This window comes from Suttonella sp., from assembly GCF_056855035.1.
The window spans coordinates 1-6,869 of record NZ_JBXGGR010000103.1 but is presented as its reverse complement, the minus strand read 5'-3'; the positions used below and the strand labels follow the sequence as shown (position 1 = coordinate 6,869).

At 47.9% G+C, this 6,869-nt stretch carries 7 protein-coding genes and 1 pseudogene; 2 read left to right on the top strand and 6 right to left on the bottom strand.

From position 1 onward, the window contains the following. Nucleotides 1-114: 114 nt before the first annotated feature. Genes ACJHVI_RS09240 through ACJHVI_RS09230 form a run of 3 tightly spaced genes read right to left on the bottom strand, consistent with a single transcriptional unit; the run spans nt 115 to nt 3,370 of the window. On the bottom strand, nt 115-1,287 hold the full coding sequence (locus tag ACJHVI_RS09240) for a hydroxymethylglutaryl-CoA synthase (RefSeq protein ID WP_483184444.1): 1,173 nt from the start codon (nt 1,285-1,287) through the stop codon (nt 115-117). Between the two features lie 2 nt (nt 1,288-1,289). Further along, a complete protein-coding gene (gene fni, locus ACJHVI_RS09235; RefSeq protein ID WP_483184443.1) occupies nt 1,290-2,327 on the bottom strand; it encodes a type 2 isopentenyl-diphosphate Delta-isomerase in 1,038 nt (345 codons plus the stop codon). Next, nucleotides 2,324-3,370 carry a hydroxymethylglutaryl-CoA reductase gene (locus ACJHVI_RS09230; RefSeq protein WP_483184442.1) on the bottom strand — a complete coding sequence of 349 codons (1,047 nt, stop codon included), beginning with the start codon at nt 3,368-3,370 and terminating at the stop codon, nt 2,324-2,326. The genes fni and ACJHVI_RS09230 overlap by 4 nt, the downstream gene beginning before the upstream one ends. 96 nt (nt 3,371-3,466) lie before the next feature. On the opposite strand from ACJHVI_RS09230, the gene galE reads away from it, so the two are divergent. After that, nucleotides 3,467-4,483 carry a UDP-glucose 4-epimerase GalE gene (gene galE / locus ACJHVI_RS09225; protein ID WP_483184441.1) on the top strand — a complete coding sequence of 339 codons (1,017 nt, stop codon included), beginning with the start codon at nt 3,467-3,469 and terminating at the stop codon, nt 4,481-4,483. 178 nt (nt 4,484-4,661) lie between these two features. Here the strand turns inward: galE and ACJHVI_RS09220 are convergent, their stop codons facing one another. Genes ACJHVI_RS09220 through ACJHVI_RS09210 form a run of 3 tightly spaced genes read right to left on the bottom strand, consistent with a single transcriptional unit; the run spans nt 4,662 to nt 6,211 of the window. Further along, nucleotides 4,662-5,396 carry a PhnD/SsuA/transferrin family substrate-binding protein gene (locus ACJHVI_RS09220; protein WP_483184440.1) on the bottom strand — a complete coding sequence of 245 codons (735 nt, stop codon included), beginning with the start codon at nt 5,394-5,396 and terminating at the stop codon, nt 4,662-4,664. Beyond that, the gene (locus tag ACJHVI_RS09215; RefSeq protein ID WP_483184439.1) at nt 5,389-5,847 is read right to left on the bottom strand and encodes a PAS domain-containing protein; all 459 of its coding nucleotides are present in this window, start codon (nt 5,845-5,847) and stop codon (nt 5,389-5,391) included. The genes ACJHVI_RS09220 and ACJHVI_RS09215 overlap by 8 nt, the downstream gene beginning before the upstream one ends. A gap of 7 nt (nt 5,848-5,854) precedes the next feature. Continuing rightward, complete coding sequence (locus tag ACJHVI_RS09210; protein WP_483184438.1) at nt 5,855-6,211, bottom strand: roadblock/LC7 domain-containing protein; 357 nt, start codon at nt 6,209-6,211, stop codon at nt 5,855-5,857. Nucleotides 6,212-6,599: 388 nt separating this feature from the next. On the opposite strand from ACJHVI_RS09210, the pseudogene ACJHVI_RS09205 reads away from it, so the two are divergent. Then, nucleotides 6,600-6,869, top strand: a pseudogene (locus ACJHVI_RS09205) (transposase); the annotation flags it as partial.

Sequence of the window (6,869 nt, the reverse complement as noted above, 5' to 3'; positions counted from 1 at the left end):
GTTGAATGCTTGTTGCGCTGAGTCGATATTCTTCAACAAGCTTTCTGTAGCTATGACCTGATGCCAGCTTGTCTAATATCATTTGTCTGTAATCTTTTGAGTATGCCATAAGTTTTAGTGTAACCTTTTTTGGATTCCTTGGCTATAACGGCGTTCGTCTTTTTCAATGCCGGCAAGGCGGAATTTGCCGCGGGTTTGCGGGGCTAAGACAAGGTTTTCTTTGCTGCCGTAGTCTTGGCGGTTCCAAAAGTTTTTGTATTCGGCAAGGCTGAGGGCGCTGCGTTGCGCAAGCAGGACGGCATGGTTTTCTTTGCGACGTTGGCTAAGATAGCTTTCTTGAATGCGCAGGGCGAAATATTCAGCGACGCAGCCTGAGCCGTAGCTCAACATGCCGACAAGTTCGCCGCTTAAATCGTCGCGGTGGTCAAGAGCGGAGCAAAAACTGAGGTAAAGAGCGGCGGTATAGCTGTTGCCAATTTCGCGGTTGTAGATCATGCCGGCGGCGATTTTGCTGTTGTCTTCCGCGCAGTTATTGCTTTTGCATAGGCGTTGGTGGGTTTTGATGCCCATTTTGCTGAAGGGCAGGTGGTAGCAGTATTGGGCAAAGTCGGAAAATGCCGCGCCGCCTTGTGCTTGATAGTCTTGCCACGCTTTTTCTGCCGCTTGCATGTAAATCATGGTGGAGAGTTTGCCGTCCACTAATGGGGTGTTGCGGTGATTGGGGCGCCAGAAGTCCATGACGTCTTGGGTGTAGCAGCCGGCAGGTCCTTCTAATGCGGCGATGCGCGGGTTTGCGCTGATGAGCATGGCAACGGCGGCGCTGCCTTGTGTGGCTTCGGCGGCGCCGTGCATGTCATAGCGCGCGATGTCGCTGGCAATCAGCAGAACTTTGCGTTCGGGATGGCTGGCGACGTAGGCACAGGCCATTTGCAGTCCTGCGGTGGCGCTGTAGCAGGCTTGTTTGAGTTCTACGGCGCGGCAGTTGGGGCGCAGTCCGAGCAGGGCGTGTACATAGACGGCGGCGGCTTTAGATTGGTCGATGCCGCTTTCGGTGGCGAGAAAGATGCTGTCGATGGCGGCGATATCTTCCGCGTTTAGGATGCCGGCAGCAGCATTGGCGGCAAGGGTAACGCAGTCTTCGTCATGGCTGGGGACAGAAAAGCGGTCTTGCCCGATGCCTTGATGATATTTTTGCGGGTCTATGCCGTCGCGTTCGGCGAGTGTGGCAAGCGCTAAATAATAGGCGGGGGTGTAGAAGGCGATTTTGTCGATTCCTATTGCTGTCATGTTTAGTCCTGAAGGAAGTATTGCCACTGTCCGCGCAATTGTTGCTGATTTTTGCATCCGAGCAAAAAGAGGGCGGTTCGGTATTGCTGCTGTAGTTGTTGAATTTGGGCGATGACGGCTTCTGCGCTTTCTTGGGCGGCAGCTAAGAAGGGCGCGGCAATGCCGCATAGTTGCGCACCTAGGATGATGGATTTTGCCATGTCGATGCCGTTGCGAATGCCGCCGCTGGCAATGAAGAATTGTTCCGGATGGTGTTGGTAGGCTTGTTTGAGTGCACCTGCCATCGGCAATCCCCAATCTTGGAAGATGAGTCCGAGATTGTCTTGATGATTGCGGCGGCGGTGGTATTCGATGCGGCTCCACGAGGTGCCGCCGCGCCCCGCGATGTCGAAGTAACGGATGCCGGCTTTGATGCCTAATGCGATGTCGGCAAGACTGAGTCCACAGCCGACTTCTTTAAGCAGCACAGGGACGTTCAGATCGCGGTTGATTTGCGCGATTTTATCGCTGAGGTTGCTGAAATCGGTGTCGCCTTCGGGTTGGATGGCTTCTTGCAAGGGGTTAAGATGCAGATAGAGTCCGTCAGCGGAGAGGATTTCTACCGCTTGCTGGCATTCGCGGATGCCGAAATCGTAATTGAGTTGTACTGCGCCCAGATTGCCGATGAGGACGGCATTAGGAGCATATTCACGCAAATCGAAACTGGCTTGGGCAGCTTTTTCGCGCATCATGACGCGTTGCGAGCCGACCGCCATCGCCACTTGGCAGGCTTCTGCCGCTTGGGCGAGATTGCGATTAATGCGGCATATCAGTTCGTCATCGCCGCCGGTCATGGAGGAGATGATGAGCGGAAAGGATAAGGTTTTGCCGAGAAAATTTACCCGCGTGTCGATGTCGTCTAAGGCGATTTCGGGCAGGGCGCGATGTTGCAGATGGTAGCGGTCAAGCCCATTTTGACCGCGTTCGATGTCTTGGTCGCCGGCGATAATGTCGAGATGTTCGCGTTTGCGTTGGTTGATGCGCGCAAATTGTTCTTTCATGCTTTGCGTTCCAAAGCAAGGTGGGCGCGCATCAGTTCGCCCGGATTGGTTTGCGCGGCGAGCAAAGAGAGTTCGCCGCATAGCACCACGGCAGCACATAAGGCGGCAAGACGGCGCGCATTGTCGCCCGAATCGCGTTGTTCACGACAGCCGAGTTGCTGCAAATGTTGCTCGACGACTTCCAAGCCCTGTCCTTTGCCGTTACCGACTGTACCGACAATCAAATTGGGCAGAGTGCAGGAAAAATACAAATCGCCGTCGCGGTTTTCACAATGCACGATACCTTGCGAGCCTTCGATGATATTGGCGGCATCCTGTCCTGTGGCGAGATAAAAGGCGAGGAGCATATTGGCGAAATGCGCATTGGCGCTGCGTATCGAGCCTGCCAAATTGCTGCCGATGTGGTTTTTGCGCGTGTTCAGCGCGACGATGGTCTCGGCATCGCTGCGCAAATAGCGGCGGCAGATTTTTTCCGGAATCAGGATTTCCGCTACAACGCGTTTGCCGCGTCCTAAAATACCATTGACGGCACCGGCTTTTTTATCAATGCAGTAATTGCCCGAAATCGAGCCGTAGCGCATGGCCGGGTAATTGGCTAAGAGGTGGTTAATTAGGGCATCGGCGGCTTTGGTCGCCATATTGTGTCCCGAGGCATCGCCGGTGCTGAAAGCAAAACGCAGAAATAGCAGATTTCCGACAATTTCATGATGAATATCAAGTAATTTGGCATAACGGCTGCTTTGTGCCACTACCTCTTGCAAATCCGCTTGGCGTGCCAAGATTTCTTGGGCGCATGCTTGGGCTTGGGCGGCAAATTGGCAGTCGAAAATAACCGAGCGCGTCATGCGGGCATCTAAGACATTGACCATAATGCCTTGCTCCAATAAGCAAGAGATTTTGGCACCGCGTCCGCAAGAAGGCCAAAGCGGGCTTTCATAGGTGGCGAGCGGTACGCTGATGCTTTCGTTAACGGTATTGCCGCTGATTTTGATTGGTCCGACCCATTGGGTGGGAATGGGCGTGTAAGCGATAGTGGAAGACATAAACAAGCCATAAATACGATGGGCGAAGTATAGCATAGATGCCGAAATCGGCTAATCGGTTTATAATAGGCGCATCAGTAATCATGAGGAACAGCAATGATTTTAGTCACCGGCGGCGCGGGTTATATCGGCTCGCATACGGTTCTCTTGCTTTTGCAGGCGGGCTATGAGGTTTTGGTTTTGGATAATTTGAGCAATAGCAGCGAGGAGTCTTTGCGCCGCGTGCAAACGCTCTGCGGCAAAGCGGCGCAATTCATCAAAGGCGATATCCGCGACCGCGCTTTGCTTGACCGCCTTTTTGCGGAACATTCGATTGAAGCGGTGATTAATTTTGCCGGACTGAAAGCGGTGGGCGAAAGCGTGGAAAAACCTTTGCTGTATTATCAGGTTAACGTACATGGCGCAGCGACTTTGCTGGGGGCGATGCAGGCGGCGAATGTGAAAACCTTTATTTTCAGCTCCTCCGCCACGGTTTACGGCGAGCCGCAGCAAATGCCGATTAGCGAGGCTTGCCCGACCAGTCGTCCGACCAATCCTTACGGGCGCAGCAAACTCATGATTGAAGATATGCTGATGGATGTAGAAATAGCAGATCCGGAGTGGCGGATTGCCATTTTGCGTTATTTCAATCCGGTAGGCGCGCATGAAAGCGGCATGATCGGCGAAGATCCTAACGGTTTGCCGAATAATCTATTGCCGTATATTGCTCAAGTGGCGGTGGGCAAATTGCCGTATTTGCGTGTCTTCGGCAATCATTATCCGACTATCGACGGTACGGGCGTGCGCGATTATATTCATGTCATGGATTTGGCGGAAGGGCATTTGCGTGCGCTGGAAAAAATCCGCAATCAGCAGGGCTTGTCTATTTGGAATTTAGGTACGGGGCAAGGCTATTCGGTACTGGAAATGCTGCAGGCTTTTGAAGAGGCTTGCGGCAAATCCTTGGCTTATGAAATCGCGCCGCGCCGCGCCGGCGACATTGCGACTTGCTATGCCGATCCGAGCAAAGCGAAAGCGGAGCTGGGTTGGGCGGCGAAACGCGGTTTGGCGGAGATGATGGCAGACACTTGGCGCTGGCAATCGCAAAACCCTGAGGGGTATCCAAAAGCATAAACACTTATTTAAAAATATAAATTTATAAAAACGCCGCCTTTGATAGACGGCGTGTATTTGGCATATTAGAATCTGTATTTATAAACCCTGCAGCGGCTGTTCTTGTCAAGCATCTAAGCTTTTGTGTCTCTATACCGCAGTTAAAGCACCTGTTTGCATGGTTTATTCATACTGTTTCTTAAATCAGGGTATCGACAATATCGCAGATAAATAAGCCGACTTCATTATTCATGGGTTTAATGCTGCGCATATCCAGTTCTTGCAAAATATCTTTTCTTTCATTAAGCGATTGCACGGCTTTGTGAAAAGTTTGATGTTCGTCTGCAAAGCTAGGTGATAACAGCATAGTATGAAATAGCACTGATAATGAGCTGGTAATGATCGGGCAATAGCGTTGTTTGAGATTCGGCGACAATTGATGGAAAACGTTGCTACGCATGATGCCGACCGTATTAATACTGCCGCGTACTAAACGTAAGATGCTTTGATAGTTATCCATTCTCTGCCAATCGACTTCTTTGCGGTAAATACTGCGCGGCTCTAATAGGATTTCTCCGATTCTTTGCACATTAACATCATTTAAACAGATAAATTTGGTGGTTTTATCAATATCGTCTAAATGCAGAATGAGAGAGTCGCGATCTGAGAAAATAATGACTTCATCACTGGCGGCTTCGGGGCGCGCAAGAGGCAGATATTGGTAATTGCGCATAATTTTGGCGGTATCGTAAGATCCTACATGCACCAGAGTAGGATTAAGTTCCATATAGTGATAAAAATCATTAAAATTAATCGCCAGTTGTAAATGTATGGGACGGGCAAGAAAACGTTCTAAGGCAATTGTTAGGCGGTACCAATCCAGTGTGTAACGGGGCGGATAATCCGGAGCAATCAATAGGGATAACTCAGCCATTTTCTTTTTCCTCCTCAAGTAGTTTTTTATATACCTCAGTGTAATAGGCTATTTTTTCACGAGAAGGTTGCCGGCGGACGGAGGTGTAGCCTTCAATGATATCGCCATGATAATTCGGCACCACGGTGGCATAAACCCAATAAAAACGTCCGTCTTTACGCAGATTTTTCACATAGCCGTGCCATTTTTTACCTGCTTGGACGGTATCCCATAAGCCTTTGAATGCGGCTCTCGGCATATCGGGATGACGTAAAATAGAATGCTGTTGTTTGAGCAGTTCTTCGCGGGTGTAGCCGCTGAGAATCACAAAGGCTTGATTAAAATGGGTAATGTTGCCCGCTAAATCTGTTCTGGAAATAATTAACTGTCCTTCTGGATAAGGAAATTCTTCATTAATATAGTTAATTTCTTCTTGTCTTCCGTCATAGAATTGATGTGTTATTGTTTTCATGGATTTTTTAGAATAAGTAGGAGATTTTTTCAGCGCTGGTTTTGATTTCGTGAAATATCGTGCCGATGTTGGCTTGTTCTCTGATAAGAGCGACTAAAATCATATCGTCTTTGACTCCAGTAATAATTAGAGAGCCCTGCTTGCTAAAGATATGCACTTGCTGCATTTCGCCGCGATATAAGAGATGATTGCTTCTTTCCGCGATGCTTTTAATGGCGGCAGCGGTGGCGCCAATTTCGTCGATTAATGTATCTCTATGATTTCCTGATAAAATTAAACCGTCAACCGTAAAGAGATAGGCGGATTCGATATCCGCATGGGAGTCGCTAAGGTTTTGGATAATATCGTTGAGTGAGTCTGACATACAACATCCTTTTAGAGAAAAATTATGACTATTCTATGCAAAATATTTCTGAAGAGGTAATGTTTACGCTATTAAATTTTTTAATGAAAAAATATTTATTTTTTACCATTTTGGCTAATTAAATAATTTTTAAAATATTTTTGTTTTTCAACGATTAATATTTGCAAATTTTTTATTGAATAGTATTGAAAAAATTAACTGCAGATGAGAAACATTCATATTGATTAGTAGATACTGATGATTTTATATGCGGAGATATTAGACGTGTCTTTTTATTTTAACAAATTGATTTTAATAAAGGCTCTAGACTAGGGGCTAATGACAATTTAAAAAAAGTGGCAAAGAGTTTAAGATGTTGTTTCCACACAAACACCTTTAAATCTTTGCCATGTCCCGAACCACACTTACAGATGAAACATGGTCAAGACTGTTTCCCATTTTGAAACAACTTGGCATTTATCGCAAGAAAAATCTACGCAAAACCGTTGAAGGCATACTGTTTCGTTTGCGTACGAGCTGCCAATGGGCTGATATACCAAGCTGTTTTGGCAAATCCAATAGCATTTGACAAAGTTTTAATCGTTGGTCTAAACGCGGTATTTTTACTAAACTATTTAAACAATTAGTTGATAATCCCGATATGGAATGGGTCTTTATG